Genomic DNA, 18,500 nt, shown 5'->3' on the forward strand with positions numbered 1-18,500 from the left:
GATTTTGTGACGGACGATATGCGCGATCGCTTGCTTGCCGGTGTCGAGGCGGCGGGGCGCGAGGTGCTGGAGATCTACAACCGTACCTTTCATGTGGAAACCAAGGAGGATGACAGTCCTCTGACCGAAGCGGACATGGCGTCCCACCATGCGCTGGTGGCCTTGCTTGAATCGGTGACGCCCGATGTGCCGGTGTTGTCCGAGGAGTCCGGCGAGATCCCCTATGAAACGCGCCGCACCTGGGAACGTTACTGGTTGATCGATCCGCTGGATGGTACCAAGGAGTTCATCAAGAAGAACGGTGAATTCACGCTCAACGTGGCTCTGGTCGAGAATGGCGACCCGGTATTCGGCATCGTTCACGCGCCGGTACTCGAAACCACCTGGTATGGACAGGTTGGTCAGGGCGCCTGGAAAGTGGAGCAGGGAACGTCGAGCCGCATCGGGGTGCGTGCCTTGCCACGCGAGGGTGGTGACACCTGGAAGGTAGTGGGCAGTCGCTCCCATGGTGCAGAGATGTTCGAAGCCTTTTGTGCTCGGCTACCGCAGCACGAGCGGGTCTCCATGGGCAGCTCGCTCAAGCTGTGCCTGGTGGCTGAAGGTCAGGCGGATCTCTATCCCCGGTTGGCACCCACCAGCGAGTGGGATACTGCTGCCGCTCAGGCGGTCGTCGTGGCCGCTGGCGGCGAGGTGCTCGATGCCGAGACCCTTGAGCCCCTGCGTTGCAACCAGCAAGATTCCGTACTCAACCCATTCTTCATCGTTTGCGGTGAGCGCGATCAACGCTGGACCAATGCACTGAAAGCGAGCCTGAAGGCATAAGGAGGAAGGGTATAGAGGTAAGAAGGGAGCGCCGCTCTTTCTTCTCTACAGCGGCGACGCCGCGTTCTTCGGCTCTTGATTCAATACCAATTTCCAACCCAATGGAATGATCGATATGGAAATAACCCCCGAACGTCAGACTCACCTCAAGCAGCTAGAGGCCGAGTCGATTCACATCATTCGCGAGGTGGCCGCCGAGTTTCGCAACCCGGTGATGCTCTACTCCATCGGCAAGGATTCCTCGGTGATGCTGCACCTGGCGCGCAAGGCCTTCTATCCCGGGCCGCCGCCGTTTCCGCTGATGCACGTCAACACCACCTGGAAGTTCAAGGAAATGATCGAGTTCCGTGATCGCATGGCTGAAGAGGCCGGCATGGAACTGATCGAGCACATCAATCAGGAAGGTGTCGAGGCGGGTATCAACCCCTTCGATCACGGTAGCTCCAAGTACACCGACGTGATGAAGACCCAGTCGCTCAAGATGGCGCTGGACAAGTATCAGTTCGATGCCGCTTTCGGCGGTGCGCGTCGCGACGAGGAAGCCAGCCGCGCCAAGGAGCGTGTCTTCTCCTTCCGTGACAAGCATCACCGCTGGGATCCCAAGAACCAGCGCCCCGAGCTCTGGAACGTCTACAACTCCAAGGTCGACAAGGGCGAATCCATTCGGGTCTTTCCGCTCTCCAACTGGACCGAACTGGATATCTGGCAGTACATCTACCTGGAATCCATCCCCATCGTTCCGCTTTACTACTCCGCCCCGCGCCCGGTAGTGCATCGCGACGGCATCGACATCATGGTCGACGACGACCGCATGCCCCTCGAAGAGGGCGAAGTACCCGAGGAGAAGTGGGTACGCTTCCGCACTCTTGGCTGCTACCCGCTGACCGGCGCGGTGGAATCCAAAGCCACCACCCTGCCCGAAATCATCCAGGAAATGCTGCTGACGAAGACATCGGAACGCAGCGGCCGCGCCATTGACCACGACCAGGCCGGCTCCATGGAGAAGAAGAAGCGGGAAGGGTACTTCTAACGCGCCTTCGGCGCGTTAGAAAGTCGGAAGAAGGAAGTCGGAAGAAAGGAAGTCACCCCATCTGTCTTTAGCCTAGTCTACAGAGACCATGATGGAGATGGGGAAACGAAATGGATTTCGAGCGTCTGAATGTCTGGAAACGGTCGGCACGTTTATCTGCTGACCTGTACCGTCAATTTGCTGACTCTCGTGATTTCGGCTTCAAGGATCAGATCACACGATCCGGCCTGTCTGTGCCCAGCAATATTGCTGAGGGGATGACGAGGCCTTCCGCCAATGACCGTATCAAGTTTCTTTATATTGCCAAGGGCTCATGTGCCGAACTCAGAACACAGATCTATATCGGCATGGAAATTGGCTACATCGAACGTGAGAAGGGGTATCTCTGGGTAGCTGAGACCAAGGAAATCGCTGCCATGCTGACTGGACTGATTCGCAAACAGTCTGACTTCAGCGCAGATTAATGAGGTTTTCTTCCCTCTTCCCTCTTCTCCCTTATTTCTCGGGATGCGTTATGTCACACCAATCCAGTTTGATCGCGGACGACATCGAAGCTTATCTCAAGGAGCATGAGAACAAGGATCTGCTCCGTTTCATCACCTGCGGTAGCGTCGATGACGGTAAGTCGACGCTGATCGGGCGGTTGTTGCACGATTCCAAGATGATCTACGAGGATCAGTTGGCGGCGATCACCCAGGCGTCGAAGACCAGCGGGACCACCGGTGACGAGGTGGATTTGGCGCTGCTGGTGGATGGCCTGCAGTCCGAGCGGGAGCAGGGCATCACCATCGATGTTGCCTACCGTTTCTTCTCGACCGAAAAACGCAAGTTCATCATCGCCGATACTCCGGGGCACGAGCAGTACACGCGCAACATGGCCACCGGGGCTTCCACGGCGAGCCTGGCGGTAATCCTGGTCGATGCCCGTCATGGCGTGCAGACCCAGACTCGTCGCCACAGCTTCATCGCCGACTTGCTGGGCATCCAGCACCTGGTGGTGGCAATCAACAAGATGGACCTGGTCGACTACTCGGAGGAGCGTTACAACGAGATCGTCGAGCAGTATCAGGACATCGCCCAGAAGCTGAACGCCCCGGACATCCACTTCGTGCCGATGTCGGCGCTGAAGGGCGACAACGTGGTCAACAAGAGCGAGGCGATGTCCTGGTATGACGGGCCGGCGATGCTCGAGCTGCTCGAGAACGTCGAGATTCGTCACGACCAGAACCTGCGCGACCTGCGTCTGCCGGTGCAGTACGTCAACCGTCCCAACCTGGATTTCCGGGGCTACTGCGGCACCCTGGCCGCCGGGGTGCTGCAACCCGGTCAGGCCATCCGGGCCTTGCCTTCCGGCAAGACCTCCAAGGTCGAGCGTATCGTCACCTGGGACGGCGATCTCGATGTCGCCTACCCGGGGCAGGCGATCACCGTGACCCTGGAAGACGAGATCGACATCTCGCGTGGCGACTGGATCGTCGCCGAGGACGCCCAGGTGCCGCTGGCGACCAGCTTCGAGGCGGATATCGTCTGGATGCACGAAAAGGCGCTCGAGCCCGGCAAGCTGTACGATCTCAAGCTGGCGACTCGCGACATGGCCGGCAAGGTAACGGCCATCGACTATCAGGTCGATGTCAATACCCTGGAACAGCGCCACGCCGATCATCTCGACCTCAACGCCATCGCGCGCTGTCAGGTGGAGCTGACCGCGCCGGTACCGGTGGACGACTATCGTACCAGCCCGGGTACCGGTAACTTCATCATCATCGACCGACTCACCAACATCACCGTGGGTGTCGGCATGATTCACCAGCCGCTGGATAGCGAGCTGCCCTACGAGTTCCGCGAGCACGACAGCAAGGCCAACGTGGTGTGGAACCGTACCAGCGTCACCCAGGCCATGCGTGAGCAGATCAATGGCCATGCTGGCAAGTGCATCTGGTTCACCGGCTACTCTGGTTCCGGCAAGTCGACCCTGGCCAATGCGCTGGAAGTCGAGCTCAACCGCCGCGGCTATCACACCATGCTGCTCGATGGCGACAATATCCGTCATGGTCTGTGCAAGGACCTGGGAATGGACGAGGCCGACCGCGCCGAGAACATCCGTCGGGTGGGTGAGGTCGCGCGCCTGTTCGCCGAAGCCGGCGTGATCGTGATCACCGCCTTCATTTCGCCGTTCCGCTCCAATCGCGATGCGGCCCGCGAGCTGTTCGACGAGGGCGATTTCATCGAAGTTCATGTCGACACTCCGCTGGACATTTGCGAGCAGCGCGATCCCAAGGGGCTTTACCAGAAGGCACGTGAAGGCAGGATCCATGACTTCACGGGTATCAACAGCCCCTATGAGACGCCGAGCAACGCTGAGGTGACGGTCAACACGGAAACCATGAGTCAGCAGGATATCCTGACCCGTCTCCTCAAGGAGCTTTGACGCATTACCTGTCGGGCAGATGTGCACGGCGTTCACCCTGGGGTGCAGCGCCGTGCACCGCATGCGGGTATGCGGTTGCCTGGTAGTCGCCGACCCTACATCATGAGACGCCGCCGCACGTGCCGAGCTCGTACGATTTCGGCTCATTCAGGGCGGCGACTGCCAGGCCGATATTGCAAGGGAAACCTATATGGAAAAACGACAATTCAGTGGCATGTTTCGCCAGGGGGCTAGATCGCGTCCCTGGGGCTGCCGCCAGGCATCTGTGGTGCTGGTGGCGTTCGCCGTGACGTTGTCGGGCTGTGCCATGCAGCAGAGCCAGAATCCCTCCGGCTCGGTCATTGACGGCCCAACGCAGGGCACCCAACTGGGCGCCAACCTGAACGGCTTTCTCAGCCAGGCCGGCCCCGGTGCCACGACCGTGTTGCAGGACAGTCCCTGGGGCGGCAACGTCGAGGTAATGGCGGATGCGAAGTATTACGCGGCGAGTGGGCGTGACTGCAGGCAACTGCAGATCATGCAGCTGCAAGGCGGCAATGTCCGCTCGGCAGTGGCCTGCAAGACGCTGGATGGCAGTTGGGTCTCGCAACGGCTGGTAACGCAAACCCAGGCAGGGAGAATGAGCCGGTGATCAATCGCGATACTTCGACGTTGAGTGCCCTGCTGGTAACGGGCTTGCTGCTGCTGCCCGGCTCGGCCAATGCCCAGAGCTTCCTGCAGTCGAGCATGGGGCTTTCGGAGCAGGAACAGAGCCAGTCCCGGCAGTCTCAGTCTGCGTCGGCACAAGCACAGAGTGGCGGTCAGAGCAGCAATGTCGACGCTTCTCCTCGCGCCAATTGGCAGAGCGCCAACTATGGCCCGGTGGTGAAGCCCAACAACTATGGAATGGAGGCCAAGCCACCCAAGGCCGAAATGGACAAGCTGGAGCCATTCGGGGCCAATCTCTTCGAAGGGGGCTTCCGTGGCACCATGGCAGATGGCCTCAATGCCAGTTACAAGATCAAGCCCGGTGACCAGGTGACGCTACGCGCCTGGGGCGCCGTGGAACTCGACCAGACCATACCGGTGGATGCCCAGGGCAATGTTTACATTCCCTCTATCGGGCCGGTGCAGGTACAGGGGATGAACAGTCAGCAACTGGATGCCACTGTTCGCTCCGCGATCCAGAACGTCTATCCCCAGGACGTGCAGGTATACACCAACCTGCAAGGGGTCCAGCCGGTCGGCGTATTCGTGACCGGTTATGTCGAAAGTCCGGGGCGTTACGCTGGAACACCCTCCGACTCGGTACTCTACTTCCTCGATCAGGCGGGGGGCATCGACAAGGATCTCGGCAGCTACCGCCAGATTCGGGTGGAGCGTGACGGCCGTACCGTCGCTAGCGTCGACCTGTACGATTTCCTGCTCGACGGTGACATCCAGCGCCCGCAATTCAAGGACGGCGATACCATCGTGGTCGAGGAACGCGGTCCGGCGATCGCCGTGACGGGGGATGTGAAACGCGAATATCGCTATGAGCTGCAAGGCTCGCAGCTCAGTGGCGCCGATGTGCAGCGACTCGCCCGTCTGAACAGCGGCGTTTCGCACGTGCTGCTGCGTGGTGACCGCAGTGATGGTCCGATGGCCGAATACTTCCCGCTCGACGAGTTTGCCAGCCAGACCGTGCAGAGCGGCGACGAAGTCCTGTTCAGCTCCGATCAGCGTGCCGAGACCATCGTGGTCGAAGTCGAGGGCAGCTTCTATGGCCCGTCCCGCTACGCTCTGCCGCGTAACGCACGGCTTGGCGAGTTCCTTGACGCCATCGGCGTACCCAAGGAGATGACCAGCGTTCAGGATATCTCGATCCTGCGCGAGAGCGTCGCCAAGCAGCAGGAAGAGGCACTCGACAAGAGCCTGCAGCGTTTGCAGACGACCTACCTCGGTTATCCGGCCCGTACCGCGGAAGAAGGCAAGATTCAGGTGCAACAGGCCGAGCTGATCGAGCGTTTCGTGCAGAAGGCCTCGAAGGTCGAGCCCACCGGCCAGCTGGTCGTGGCTCGCGGGAACAGCGGAATCGCTGATGTGCGCCTGCAGGATGGCGACGTGGTCAAGATTCCCGAGACCAACGATGCTGTCCTGCTCAGTGGCGAGGTCACCATGCCGCAGGCAGTGGTCTACACACCGGGCATGTCCGTCGAGGATTACATCGAACAGGCCGGTGGCTTCACGCCACGCGCCAACGACGATGGAATCCTGGTGGCGCATCGCAATGGTGCCGTTATCCCGGCCGACGATGCGAAGCTGCGTGCCGGCGACGAAATCATCGTGTTGCCGAGGGCGCCGACCAGCAATCTCGAGCTGGCCAAGTCGATCACGCAGATCCTCTATCAGGTTGCCGTGGCCACCAAGGTCGCGCTCGATCTCTGACCTGAGCATGGAGTGGTGGGGTAAAGGAACATTGCTCCACCGCTCGCTCGCAAGGAAGGTTTTATGCTGAGCATATTTACTCGCGGGCCTAATGAAGGGCGCTCTCCATGGAACGTGACGCGCAGTGTCTGGTATGCCATGTTCATGCGCGAGGCTATTTCGCGAACTATGGCGGATCGACTCGGCTGGTTCTGGATGATCGCCGAGCCGGCGGCGATGACACTAATCATGGTGGCAATTCGTAGTCAGATAAAGGGAGGGAGCCTGATTCCTGGTGCGGAATTTGTTCCTTGGTTGATCACTGGTTTGATGGGTTTTTATCTGGTGCGGGAAGGACTGATGCGTGGCTTGGGGGCAGTGGATTCCAACCAGGCATTGTTTGCTTACCGCCAGGTACAACCGGTTGATCCGGTACTGACGCGCAATTTTCTTGAGGGCATGCTACGTACCTTCATCTTCCTGCTGTTTATCGTAGGTTGCTTGATGCTGGGCCTCGATATGATGCCGGACGATGCTCTGCTTGCCATGTTTGGCTGGTTCTCGCTTTGGTGTCTGGGGCTGGGGGCTGGCCTGGTCGTTTCGGTATTGGGGTCTCTAGTGGAAGAGATCGGCAAGATTGTGAAGATGCTCAGTTTGCCTCTCTTGATTCTTTCGGGGGTGATCTTTCCCATCAATCATCTGCCACACAATATTCTCAAGTATCTGATGTATAACCCCATCATTCATGGTCTCGAGACACTGCGCTACGGTTTCTTTAATAGCTACCATGTTGTGCATGGCACTAGTATATTATATCTCTGGTTTTTTACTTTTAGCTTGCTTGCCTTGGGGCTCTTGCTTCATGTTGCTTTTAAGGAAAAGCTCAAAGCAAAATAAGCTTTATTTGATGGGGTGTTATGGGGAAACTGAGAAAAATTCTTCCTATTGCGTGTCGAGTAAATCGTGATTGAAATTCGAAATCTATACAAGCGCTACCATAATCACCATGGTAGCGACTGGGTGCTCAGGAATATTAATCTTACCATTCCTATGGGCGTCAGTGTCGGGCTGGTAGGGAGAAATGGTGCTGGAAAGTCTACTTTGTTGCGCCTGATCGCTGGTATGGATGTACCTGAACGAGGTAGTATCCATCGTGGCTGCCGGGTTTCCTGGCCCATCGGGCTTTCCGGTGGTTTCCAGGGCTCGATGACTGGTCGTCAGAATGTCAAATTCGTGGCTCGAGTACACGGTGGCAGGCAGAACGTGGAAGATATTATCGAGCGCGTTCGGGACTTTGCCGAGATTGGTGAAGCCTTTGATGAACCCATCAAGACCTACTCCTCAGGCATGCGTGCCCGTCTGAACTTTGGCCTCTCCCTGGCTTTCGATTTCGATGTTTACCTTTCTGACGAGGCGACCTCAGTGGGGGACCGCGCCTTCAAGGCCAAGGCCTCCAAGGCCTTCAAAGACAAGGTAGGGAAGGCCAGCTTGATCATGGTTTCCCATGGTGAGGGTATGCTGAAGGAGCTCTGTCAGGCGGGAGTTTATCTGCAGAATGGGCGAGCTACCTGGTATGACGATATCAAGGATGCCATTGCCGCTTATCATGCCGAGGCGGATGAGGTTCGCAAGCAACGAGGTGAGAAGGTCGGCCAAGCAACATCGGGGAAGCCCCAACAACGCCCTGGAGCGTCTCAAGAAGAGCAGCACTCACAACAGAGCAAGACCAAGAAACAATTGGAAGCTCAGCAGGCACAGGCTGATTCATCAATGCAAGAAGGTGAAACACAAGAGGAGCTCGAGAGTCTCGTTGCCAGGCGTCGTGCCGATTTGGAAGTTGCCAAGGCGGCTTTTGAGCATGCTAAAGCTATGCAGTTAGTAGAAGTGGATCTCAAGCCTTACCAGCGTCGTTTTCGTAAAGCAAACAAGCAACTCCAACAGGCCGAGGAACGTCTGAGTAGCCATTCCGGGCCCAGGGATGCTGGAGCTGACTCACAACCTGGAGTGAATCAAGACTGACTCGTTGAAAGAGACAGTCTTGTAGTCATTCAAGCCACACAATGGATGTACCTTTTTCATGACCCGGTTTATAAAATCACAGCCCCATTGGGCGCTTACCCTGTTCGCCATCCTTCTGGTGGCTTTCTACTGGTTCGCATGGGCGGAGGATCGTTACGTTTCGCGCGCCACGGTTGTGCTGGAAAGTCCTCAGATTGCTCCTCCTGATATCAGCTTCTCGTCCATCTTGAGTGGAGGGGGGGGGGATAGCGATCTCTTGTTGTTGCGTGAATATCTATTGTCGGTAGATATGCTCAAGCAAGTGGATGAACAGCTCGCCTTTCGCCAACATTATAGTCAGAATGGTGACTTCTTTGCTCGGCTCAGGGATCGCGATGCGCCGATAGAAACATTGCATGAATATTACCTGAAACGCGTCAACATCGAGATGGATGAATACTCAGGTGTGCTCGACATAGAGGTGCAAGCCTATACACCGGAATTTGCGCATGACATGACACAATTGCTGCTAGCCGCCGGTGAAAAGCACATGAACGAGATGGGTAACCGTTTGGCCGAAGAACAAGTTGGCTTTCTTGAGCAGCAGGTGGACCGGCTCAGCGAGCGAATGGAGGATGCCCGTTCCGACTTGCTCGCCTATCAGAACGAAAAGGGGCTGATCTCGCCGACCCATACCGTGGAGAGCTTGAATCAGGTGGTGGCAAGCCTGGAAGGTGATCTGGCCCGTCTGCAGGCCAAGCAGCAAGCACTCGCGAGCTATCAGAGCGCCCGATCCTCCGAGATGCAGCGTATAAAGAGTGAAATCAATGCATTGCGTGAGCAGATCGGCAAGGAGAGGGACCGCCTGGCACAGGCGACCGGGGATTCGCTCAATCGGGTGTCCTCGGAATATCAAACATTGGAGTTGCAGGCAAAGTTTGCCCAGGAGACCTACTCCAGTGCCCTTTCCGCATTGGAAAATACAAGGATCGAGGCCGCGCGTAAGCTCAAGCAGGTGAGTGTGCTGCAAAGCCCGCTCATGCCGGAATATTCCACCAAACCTGACCGGTTGTACAACAGTACTGTCTTTGCCCTTATTGCTATCTTTCTGGCCTTTATCTTCAGTATGCTGATCCTGATCATCAAGGAGCACAGGGATTGATGGCTTGACATAGCCATACCAACCATGAGCAGTGCTCTGGATGGAGGCATATAAGGAACTGGATAGCGCCTGTTGCGTAGGCTATACCTATTCGATGTGCGCTAACGTTCGCTATGGACCGACATGGACGGGAATATAGTGAAGGATGCCGTATCAATGGAACATGAGCAGTGCATAGCCGCATCTGTCATTGTTCCTCTTCGGGCCAAGGAGATCGAGCAGCGGGAAATACTGCGCTTGACCCGGCTGCTGGAGACAATTCCCAGTGGATTTGAAGTCATCATCGTGGATGATGGCTCGGAGCCGGTGGTGCGGCGGCATATTCGCCACATCGTGGAGCAGAGAACGCTGCGAGGGCAGGTCGTCAGGGGCGTCTATCTGCGTACTCGGCATCGACGTTTTTCCTTGGCTAGAGCCCGAAATCGGGGGGCTCTAGCTGCCAGGTCCCCTGTAGTCATCTTTCATGATGTCGACTTTCTGGCCTTGACTGAAGTATATCGGCGACTACTGGAACATATACATAGAGTGGAATTGGCCACTCGTCCAGAACACTTTTTTTGCGTGCCTGTTGCCTTTCTGACGCAGGATGGGACGGAGCATTTTCTTGAGCACTTTGAAGACAGCAAGGAGGCCTGGTGCTTTCGAAATCGCGACAACCATCCTCATGAGCGAATGAATTTCCTGGTTCAAGGCAGTTCTTGCATTGTAACCAACCGTGCCGATCTGCTTGCCATGGGGGGGCATGATGAAGGCTTCAAGGGGCATGGTGCGGAGGACTTCGAACTATTACATCGGCTCTCCAGCCTGTACCCGATAGCACCGCGCCCGCCGGAGTATACACGTAATATGGGGAGTGGCCCGATTACCGAATATCGTGGCTTTCGTGCCTACTTCGCACTTTATGGTGAGGAGTGCCGCCAGCAAGGCTGTACTCTGGTGCATCTCTGGCATCCGAAGCGTACCGAGAAGGGATACTATCGACATAAGCAGAATTTCAAACGCTTGCAGGCATTGATGGACAAGGATGTGGGAAGAGTATGTTCGTTGACATATAGCGATAGACCGCAAATTGATCCCAGAAGGTTGCTGGAAGTCAACTGATGGCCGGTAATTCCCTTGTCACGATAACCTTTATCGTCCTTTGTCACGATAGCGCTGAACGTGTCATTGATCTGGTCAGACAATTACTGACAGAAGATCCTGAATGCCAGGTGATTATTCATCTGGACAAGAAGTCGCCGAAAACGATTTTCCAGAAGCTCGCCCTTGCATTGGACGGCGAGCCGCGCTGTCATCTGATGCGAAATCGAGTGCGTTGCGGGTGGGGACAATGGGGGCTGGTGGAAGCTCCCTTGCGTGCCTTACGGTATGCCCTCGAACAAACAGATGTATCAGATTATTTTTACCTCATAAGCGAATATTGTCGCCCTGTACGTCCGTTAAGTGAACTCAGAGAGTTTTTGACAGCCTATCAGGGAACAGATTTCATCGAGTGTGAGACCAGTGATTGGATTAAAGGTGGTATTCGAGAAGATCGTTATCTGTATCGACATTACCTTGATAAAAGAAAGTATCCAAAACTACATCGTTGGATGTACCGAGCTCAAAAATATTTGAAACTTAAAAGGCCGATGCCCAAAGATTTTGAAGTTCGTTTTGGTAGTCAGTGGTGGTGTTTGTCCAAGGATACAGTTTTTAAGCTTTTCGATGATTGTAAGAGAGAGAGAAGATATAAAAGATTAAGAACGGCCTGGGTTCCCGATGAGTGTTATTTTCAGACTATAGTTTATCATGAGTTCTCGGAGACTGTATCAGATAGAAGCTTGACGTACGTAAGGTTTGATCGGGAAGGTAGAGCTTCAAACCTGAATTATCAAGATTTCGTCCCTGACGGGTGTTTTTTTGCAAGAAAATACTATCTGACGCCAGGAGGCCTCAGGGATACGCACAAGGAGATGATATGAAGTTTTTAGTAACAGGTGGGGCAGGGTTCATTGGTTCTGCTGTGGTGCGTGAGCTTATCAATGAAACTGATCATGAAGTGGTTAATGTTGATAAACTGACTTACGCAGGGAATTTGGAATCTCTGGATAGTGTGTCGAACAATATTCGTTATAACTTTGTGCAGGCAGATATATGTGATGCTCCCGCGATAAATAAGTTATTTGAAAAGCATCAGCCGGATGTGGTGATGCACTTGGCTGCCGAAAGTCATGTGGATCGCTCTATTGATGGACCTGCAGAGTTTGTTCAGACTAATGTAGTGGGCACTACTGTGCTATTGGAGGCAGCGCGAAATTACTGGAAAGAGCTTAAAAAAAGCGATCCCGAAAAGGCCCGGGGCTTTCGTTTCCATCATGTATCAACTGATGAAGTCTATGGTGACTTGGACGAAACGAAGGCTTTGTTTACAGAAGATACTCCATACGCCCCCAGCTCACCTTATTCGGCCAGTAAGGCAGGTTCTGATCACCTAGTGAGATCATGGTACAGGACGTTTGGCATGCCGACCCTAGTTACTAATTGCTCCAATAATTACGGGCCTTATCATTTCCCCGAAAAATTGATTCCTTTGATGATCTTGAATGCTCTGGCAGGTAAACCTCTACCTGTATATGGTGATGGTAAGCAAGTACGTGATTGGCTATATGTGGAGGATCATGCTAGAGCCTTAGTCAAGGTGGCGGTGGAGGGTGAAGTCGGGGAAACTTATAATATTGGCGGTCATAATGAAAAAACCAACCTTGAGGTAGTGGAAACACTCTGTAGTTTACTTCAAGAGCTGGTGCCAAATGATAACTTATATCGAGATTTGATTACTTTTGTCACTGATCGACCCGGCCATGATCTGCGGTATGCCATCGATGCTGGAAAGATCGAAAGAGAGCTGGGCTGGACTCCTCGAGAAACTTTCGAGACTGGGCTGCGCAAGACTGTATACTGGTATCTCGAAAATACGGATTGGTGGAAACGGGTACAGAATGGAAGCTATAAGGGGGAACGTTTGGGAATTGAAGCTTAGGGATTGAGCTAGACTTTCACATAGATGATATCAAAAGGGGAAAAGTGATGGCAGCAAGAAAGCGAAAGGGAATTGTGCTTGCTGGAGGGAGCGGAACTCGACTCTATCCGATAACAAAGGGTGTTTCTAAACAGCTTCTGCCCATCTATGATAAACCCATGGTGTATTATCCCTTGTCAGTACTGATGCTGGCTGGGATCCATGAAATTTTGATTATCACAACACCTGATGATCTGACTGGATTTCAGAGATTGCTGGGAGATGGTAGCCAGTTTGGAGTGAAGCTTAGTTATGCAACCCAGCCTAGTCCTGATGGACTAGCTCAGGCTTTCATTATCGGTGAAGAGTTTATAGGGGATGATGATGTTTGCCTGGTGCTAGGTGATAATATTTATTATGGTCAAGGTTTTACACCTAAGCTTGCACAAGCGATGGCTCGCTCTCAGGGGGCTACGGTATTCGGTTATCAAGTCAAGGACCCCGAGCGCTTTGGAGTCGTTGAGTTTGATGAAAGTAAGCGGGCAATTTCTATCGAAGAAAAACCTGAGACCCCGAAGTCTAAGTACGCTGTTACCGGCCTCTATTTCTATGACAATGATGTGGTGAATATCGCGCGTGACGTAAAGCCGTCAGACCGTGGTGAACTAGAGATTACTAGCATCAACCAGGTCTATCTCGAACGGGATGAACTCAATGTAGAGCTTTTGGGGCGTGGCTTCGCATGGTTGGATACCGGTACTCATGATAGTTTGCTTGAAGCAGCTCAGTTTGTTGAAACGATTGAAAGGCGCCAGGGATATAAAATTGCTTGTTTAGAAGAAATTGCATGGCGAAATGGTTGGATGACAACAGAAGAATTGATTACCGTAGGTGATAAGTTGTCAAAAAACGGCTATGGGAAATACTTGCTAGAGCTTTCCGATGAAGATAAATCTTCTTGAAGACGCTATCTAGTTAGGTAGTATATTAACTTTCCAGCCTATTGAGCGAATGGCATATGATTCCCGTAACCAAACCTTATCTGCCGGATCGAAATAAATTAGATAAATATATTGATGGGATATATCAGAGAGAATGGCTGACCAACAACGGTCCGTTGGTGCAAGAATTAACCCATAGATTGGAAGGTTATCTAGGCGTAAAAAATCTTCTTTTAGTAGGAAATGGAACATTAGCCTTGCAAGTTGCTTACCGAGCACTGGGCATCAGCGGTGTTTGTGATAGAGAAATTACGGAAGCAATCACAACACCATTCAGTTTTGTAGCGACGACAAGCTCTCTTAAATGGGAAGGAATTGAACCTCGATTTGTAGATATTGATCGGAAAAGCTGGTGTCTTGATCCTCTAGCTATTGAACAAGCTATTACTGATCGAACAAAGGGGATCGTTCCTGTGCATGTGTTTGGTAATGCTTGCGATGTAGATAGTATTGATGAAATAGCAAATAAGCACAATCTACCTGTAATTTATGATGCTGCCCATGCCTTTGGTGTTATATATCAAGGGAAAAGTTTGCTAACGTATGGCGATGCAGCGACGCTGAGTTTTCATGCTACCAAGTTGTTTCACTCTATCGAGGGGGGGGGTGTTATCTTCCGCCGTAAGGAAGATTTCGATAAGGCTAAGGAAATCATAAACTTTGGTATTTCTAGTTCTGGAAACATCGAAAGAACTGGGATTAATGCTAAGATGAGTGAGTTCCAAGCTGCTATGGGGTTAAGTGTTCTAGATGATATCGATCTTATCCTAGAGAAGCGTAGAGAGATTTGGGAAGCTTATCATTTTGTACTACGTGACTGCTATGTGACACAGGTTCCAAGCCTTGGAGAAGTTCAGAATTATTCTTACTTTCCAGTGGTTTTAAATTCAGAAAAAGAAGTTGAAATAGTAGTCAAAAGACTTCATGAAAAGGGGGTTATGGCACGTAGGTACTTCTTCCCACCGCTTAATTCGCTTCCCTACGTTGATGATACATCTAATGTCAGTAATGCAGCTGATATATCAAGAAGAATAATTTGTCTTCCGGTATATCATGGTCTCTCAAAGGATATGGTGGCCGATATTGCGAAAATAGTTAGGAGAGATATGGTATGACAAAGCTAGCTGTGATGCAGCCCTATTTGTTTCCATATGTTGGCTATTTTCAGTTGATGTATGCTTCTGATAAGTTTGTTATATATGATGATGTTAATTATATAAAACAAGGGTATATAAATAGAAATACTGTTTTGTCACAAGGACAGCCTCAGCGATTCACAGTACCTGTGCCTGGAGCGTCTTCTAACAAGAAAATAAAAGATCTATACTACTCTTCTGATGTCAAGAAGACACTTTCCCTTCTAGAACAATCGTATAGCAAGTCACCTTATTTTAACGAAATATACCCTATCGTGCATGAAGTGCTTGTCTCACCAAATCGCTCTATAGCTTCTCTTTGTGAAAAATCGTACCAATTGATATTTGAATATTTAGGCCTTGAGCTTCAGACGTATAAATCCAGTGACCTTGATTATGAAAGACTGGGTGGCAGGGTTGAACGCTTAGTAAGTCTATGCAAGTGTTTGGAAAGTGAGGTTTATATTAATTCTCCTGGTGGCAGACAGTTGTATGCTAAGGGTGAGTTTCTGGAGAAAAATATTGAGCTTAAGTTTATTAAAAACAATCAAGCTCCATATTATCAAGGTCAAGAAACGTTTTTCCCATACATGTCAATAATAGATGTTATGATGTGGTGCTCACCAGAGCAGGTTGTAGAGAAGTTTGAAATGTACGAGGTGGATTGAATGAGTTCAAAGGATAGAAAAAAAGAATTTAGTCGCAACACTTCACTCGAAACATTTCTTCCCAATCTTAATGATTTGCTCTCCGGAGCTAACAATGACTTGGTGAGTGATGTTCAGGAAAAGCTTCCAAAAATTTTTATAGTAGGCCCCCTGCGTTCTGGTACCACTCTCTTTACTCAATGGTTGGCTTCGACAGGGCTCGTTGGTTACCCAACGAACCTTCTTTCAAGATTCTACGCTGCTCCACTAGTCGGTTTGCAGATTCAGAAACTACTCACCGACCCTGTGTATAATTTCCGGGATGAAATTCTAGACTTTAAATCCGATATCAACTTTAGTTCTGATAATGGTAAAACTAAAGGTGCGCTAGCTCCCAATGAGTTCTGGTACTTCTGGAGACGTTTTTTACCATACAGAGAGTTCGACTATGCTCCTCCTGAAGTTATGAGAAGAGAAGGAAGTCTCGATGGTCTTAGAGATGAGTTGAATGGTTTGGCAAATAATTTAGAAAAACCGTTCATGCTTAAAGCAATGATTATGAATCAAAATTTGCTTGAGTTAAATGATCTTTTCGATAAATGTATATTCGTTTGGTTGAAGAGGGATCCATTGGCCAATATTGAGTCGGCATTAAAGGCTCGTGAGCGGCAGTATGGCGATATTGAAAAATGGTACTCATTTAAAATAAAAGAATATCTGGATCTTATTGAACTTGATCCTATAAAGCAGGTGGCAGGGCAGATCCACCATACTAACCAATCTTTGGAGGAGGGGTTTAATAAGCTAGAAGATCATAAGAAGTTAATCGTAAAGTATGAAGATTTTTGTAGTGATCCAAAATATTTTTATGACACTTTATCGAAAATGATAGAGTACCATGGTGGTGCCTCTTTTCCAGAGTATAGCTTTGAGAATAGATTTGAGGTTACTCGACCTCACGTAACAGATCCTGCTCTTGTTGATGCGCTGCGTTACTTCCAAGGCATATAGGAGATAATGCTCTCTTTTTCAGCCAGCTTTATTTCAGTTTAAATTTATTTTAACTTGGTCTGACTGTTATGGACAATAAAGATTCGTTAAGCCTCTATTTGTTGATGCTACATGCCCTCGTACATGCTCTTGGGGAGAAAGTCTCTGTGCCTCCCTTGAAATTCCCAGGGAAATATATTGTTAGTGCACTTTCAATTATTACTTTGAAGTCAGACCTTCCAACACAAAGGAGAGTGATTAGTTCTTTTCGATTTTTAAGTCGGGAACATGAAAAACTTCCTTTGTGGGTAAATAAAAATATATCGGTTATTGACGATTTTGAAGATATAGCTGATATAAAAAAATTGAGTCTTAAGGTTGAGCTTGAGTCATTTGAAAAGACTCCTAAATGGTTTGATGAATACTATGAGAAAATTTCTCTATCGAATGATATACACTTTCTAAGTAATGTGTATAGCTTTGCGACACGCTATGTTAAGTCAAAGAGGTACTTTGCTATCTTGAGCGATAATTTTACCGCTCGGGTTAGGTTTTTAAGGAAGCTTTCCTTGCATGCTAAAAGCCAATTAAATAAATGCCTAGAAGCAGAGACTTTTGTGCTTAATAATGTAAAAAAAAGTGGAGTAACGAAAGTTGTTTTTATAATTGGGGCGATGCCTGCTAGTGTTGAGGCTACACATCTTAACTTAATTACATCTGTAGCCAAAACAATAAAGCAGGCATGTCGAGAGTGCAAGGTATATTTGGCTATTACTGGAGAAGGATTTTTAGATGCTCCACACGGGGATATACGCTATACTGATCAAGTCAAGGATGGCTTTAGGAAGCATTGGGAGAGCTTAAACCCTGAAGAAGAATCGGTATATACCAGCAGTTGCTTGGATTTAGAAACATTTAAAAGTTGGATCACTTGTATCTCCCCCGACCTTGTAATATCTGTAGGTGGGTCATATCAATCTGAAGTTTGTTCTACTTTAGCTTCGAAAAAGTTTCCTGTTATATTTTTACCAGCAAGTAATTCTAAATCAAACTCTATAGCTTTTCCTGTCAATGCAGTTATTGCAAGGAACAAAGAGATACAATCAGCATTTCAGGAAGAGTTGGGGGAGGAGAATTGTTTTTATCTTGAGCCAATAACTAATGTGATTCTCAATGATGATCCATATTTAGGGCCTGAGCTTAAGAAAGGTAATGATTTTTTGGCAGCTGTTGTTCTTAATGCAAATAGGGTTTCTGAATGGTTTGAAGGTCTAAGTACGAAAGAAATAAATAGTTTTGTTGAGATCTTTCATAAAGCTAGTTGTCTTAGGGTTCTCATTGTGGGTGAAACAAAGCCAGAAAAAATTGTGGGGGTTGATAAAAAGATAAAAAAATTAGTAGAAGAGGAAAGGTTGGTTATTATGGGAGGTTCTAATACACTCCGCGGAATTTATAAGCATATTGATTTAATCTTCACTCTTCCAGGAGTATATGGTGGAGGAGGAGCTGTTACAGCGGCCATTCACGATCGTGTTCCTGCCATCTGTTGGAAGATGGCTGATGTTTCATGGAATATTCCAGAGAGTTATCATTATTCGGATTCAATAGGGCTTTTCGAAAACTTGTGTTTTTTTGCAAAAAATGAAATGGCTTGTAAAAAAAATATAGAGGACTGCCAAGAACACCTTTCGTCTAGAGAGGAAGGCGGGAATCTTGAACAGTGGCGAAAGGCAATTGATTGTTGGTTGTGTTATTAGTTATGTATCAAGAATAAGATGTTCTTTATGCACGTGTGAAGTATTTTTCGAGGTGCTCGAATTACTAGCGTTTAGATACAAATAGCATTAGAACCATAATGGTTATGGCGCAGTCAGCGTTCAACTTAAATTAGCCCACTGAC

Annotated in this window: 17 protein-coding genes; all 17 read left to right on the top strand. The window is 50.2% G+C overall.

All coding sequences use genetic code 11. The features are described from left to right. Nucleotides 1-18 precede the first annotated feature (18 nt). The gene (gene cysQ, locus HELO_RS07585; RefSeq protein WP_013332142.1) at nucleotides 19-822 is read left to right on the top strand and encodes a 3'(2'),5'-bisphosphate nucleotidase CysQ; all 804 of its coding nucleotides are present in this window, start codon (nucleotides 19-21) and stop codon (nucleotides 820-822) included. A gap of 106 nt (nucleotides 823-928) precedes the next feature. Beyond that, nucleotides 929-1,852: a sulfate adenylyltransferase subunit CysD gene (gene cysD, locus HELO_RS07590; protein WP_013332143.1), complete on the top strand. Its 924-nt coding sequence runs from the start codon at nucleotides 929-931 to the stop codon at nucleotides 1,850-1,852. Between the two features lie 110 nt (nucleotides 1,853-1,962). Further along, complete coding sequence (locus HELO_RS07595; protein ID WP_013332144.1) at nucleotides 1,963-2,316, top strand: four helix bundle protein; 354 nt, start codon at nucleotides 1,963-1,965, stop codon at nucleotides 2,314-2,316. Between the two features lie 50 nt (nucleotides 2,317-2,366). After that, nucleotides 2,367-4,280, top strand: a complete 1,914-nt coding sequence (gene cysN / locus HELO_RS07600) for a sulfate adenylyltransferase subunit CysN (protein WP_013332145.1) — start codon at nucleotides 2,367-2,369, stop codon at nucleotides 4,278-4,280. A 190-nt stretch (nucleotides 4,281-4,470) separates the two neighbouring features. After that, on the top strand, nucleotides 4,471-4,911 hold the full coding sequence (locus HELO_RS07605; RefSeq protein WP_013332146.1) for a DVU3141 family protein: 441 nt from the start codon (nucleotides 4,471-4,473) through the stop codon (nucleotides 4,909-4,911). Next, nucleotides 4,908-6,686: a polysaccharide biosynthesis/export family protein gene (locus HELO_RS07610; RefSeq protein ID WP_013332147.1), complete on the top strand. Its 1,779-nt coding sequence runs from the start codon at nucleotides 4,908-4,910 to the stop codon at nucleotides 6,684-6,686. Before HELO_RS07605 ends, HELO_RS07610 begins: the two co-directional genes overlap by 4 nt. A 63-nt stretch (nucleotides 6,687-6,749) precedes the next feature. Continuing rightward, nucleotides 6,750-7,562 carry an ABC transporter permease gene (locus tag HELO_RS07615; RefSeq protein ID WP_013332148.1) on the top strand — a complete coding sequence of 271 codons (813 nt, stop codon included), beginning with the start codon at nucleotides 6,750-6,752 and terminating at the stop codon, nucleotides 7,560-7,562. Between the two features lie 66 nt (nucleotides 7,563-7,628). Then, nucleotides 7,629-8,684, top strand: a complete 1,056-nt coding sequence (locus HELO_RS07620; RefSeq protein WP_013332149.1) for an ABC transporter ATP-binding protein — start codon at nucleotides 7,629-7,631, stop codon at nucleotides 8,682-8,684. A 58-nt stretch (nucleotides 8,685-8,742) separates the two neighbouring features. Further along, the gene (locus HELO_RS07625; RefSeq protein WP_013332150.1) at nucleotides 8,743-9,825 is read left to right on the top strand and encodes a chain-length determining protein; all 1,083 of its coding nucleotides are present in this window, start codon (nucleotides 8,743-8,745) and stop codon (nucleotides 9,823-9,825) included. A gap of 156 nt (nucleotides 9,826-9,981) precedes the next feature. Then, complete coding sequence (locus HELO_RS07630; RefSeq protein WP_013332151.1) at nucleotides 9,982-10,926, top strand: glycosyltransferase; 945 nt, start codon at nucleotides 9,982-9,984, stop codon at nucleotides 10,924-10,926. Beyond that, entirely contained in the window at nucleotides 10,926-11,789 is an 864-nt protein-coding gene (locus tag HELO_RS07635) for a beta-1,6-N-acetylglucosaminyltransferase (protein ID WP_109637390.1), read from the top strand. The genes HELO_RS07630 and HELO_RS07635 overlap by 1 nt, the downstream gene beginning before the upstream one ends. After that, entirely contained in the window at nucleotides 11,786-12,847 is a 1,062-nt protein-coding gene (rfbB, locus tag HELO_RS07640; protein ID WP_013332152.1) for a dTDP-glucose 4,6-dehydratase, read from the top strand. The genes HELO_RS07635 and rfbB overlap by 4 nt, the downstream gene beginning before the upstream one ends. Before the next feature lie 47 nt (nucleotides 12,848-12,894). Then, complete coding sequence (gene rfbA / locus HELO_RS07645; protein ID WP_013332153.1) at nucleotides 12,895-13,788, top strand: glucose-1-phosphate thymidylyltransferase RfbA; 894 nt, start codon at nucleotides 12,895-12,897, stop codon at nucleotides 13,786-13,788. Between the two features lie 56 nt (nucleotides 13,789-13,844). Continuing rightward, entirely contained in the window at nucleotides 13,845-14,942 is a 1,098-nt protein-coding gene (locus tag HELO_RS07650) for a DegT/DnrJ/EryC1/StrS family aminotransferase (RefSeq protein ID WP_041601996.1), read from the top strand. Next, nucleotides 14,939-15,631 carry a WbqC family protein gene (locus HELO_RS07655; protein ID WP_198410728.1) on the top strand — a complete coding sequence of 231 codons (693 nt, stop codon included), beginning with the start codon at nucleotides 14,939-14,941 and terminating at the stop codon, nucleotides 15,629-15,631. Before HELO_RS07650 ends, HELO_RS07655 begins: the two co-directional genes overlap by 4 nt. Continuing rightward, nucleotides 15,632-16,621, top strand: a complete 990-nt coding sequence (locus HELO_RS07660; RefSeq protein WP_109637391.1) for a sulfotransferase — start codon at nucleotides 15,632-15,634, stop codon at nucleotides 16,619-16,621. A 68-nt stretch (nucleotides 16,622-16,689) separates the two neighbouring features. Then, complete coding sequence (locus HELO_RS19120) at nucleotides 16,690-18,357, top strand: hypothetical protein (protein ID WP_157953404.1); 1,668 nt, start codon at nucleotides 16,690-16,692, stop codon at nucleotides 18,355-18,357. Nucleotides 18,358-18,500: the final 143 nt, after the last annotated feature.

The sequence above is a fragment of the Halomonas elongata DSM 2581 genome (genome assembly GCF_000196875.2).
GTDB classification, from domain to species: Bacteria; Pseudomonadota; Gammaproteobacteria; order Pseudomonadales; family Halomonadaceae; genus Halomonas; species Halomonas elongata.